At 66.3% G+C, this 848-nt stretch carries 1 protein-coding gene; it reads left to right on the forward strand.

Annotated elements, in window-relative coordinates:
- Positions 1–43: 43 nt before the first annotated feature.
- A partial coding sequence (locus tag AOK23_RS35095) for a caspase family protein (RefSeq protein ID WP_240496705.1) occupies positions 44–848 on the forward strand: 805 nt, incomplete at its 3' end.

Consider the following 848-nt stretch of genomic DNA (forward strand, 5'->3'; position numbering starts at 1 on the left):
CCAGACAGTTGTCGACGCCCGTCATCACGAGGTCAACCGAGCGATCGAGGCCTTCTTCCGTGGCCGTGGCCGCCACGATGTGCTCTTGCTGCATATTTCCTGCCACGGGGTCAAAAGCGACAACGGTGAGCTCTACTTCGCGGCCCGGGACACGCACCGGGACCTACTCGCCTCCACGGCGGTGTCGGCGGACTTCCTGCGCTCACAGATGGCGCGCTGTCGCGCCAAGTCCATCGTGCTGCTGCTGGACTGCTGTTACAGCGGCGCCTTCATCCCCGGCGCCAAGGGCGATCCGACCGTGTACGTCCAGGACGAACTAGCCGGACACGGTCGCGCGGTGCTGACCGCGACCAACCGAACCGAGTACGCGTGGGAAGGCGACCACCTCAGCGAACTCAATCCTGAACCGTCCCGCTTCACCGGTGCCATTATCGAGGGGCTGCGCACCGGCGAGGCGGACAGCAACGCCGACGGCCGAGTCAGCGTGCAGGACCTCTACGAATACGTATGCGAGCGGCTCCACGCCGCGCGCGCACGGCAGCGTCCTCAAATGTGGGCCGAGTGGCAGTACGGCGTGGTGGTGGCCTCTGCCCGTCCCAAGGCGGCGCATCCTGTCCTGGCTGAAACAGCGCAACTGCCGCAGGCGCCCGGTCCCGGACCGCAAGCCGGTCAAGGTGAGGCACGTCGGCTGCTTCTTACTACGATGTGCCTGGCGCAGCTCATGGTGGTCTTCGGCGCCTCGGCCGTGAACATCGCGCTGCCGTCCCTTCAGGAGGATCTCGGGCTGAGTCAAATCGGCACCGGGTGGATCGTGTACGCCTACAACCTGGCGCTGGCCTCGCTGCTGC

The sequence above is a fragment of the Streptomyces torulosus genome (genome assembly GCF_001419765.1).
In the GTDB taxonomy this organism is placed as follows: domain Bacteria; phylum Actinomycetota; class Actinomycetes; order Streptomycetales; family Streptomycetaceae; genus Streptomyces; species Streptomyces torulosus.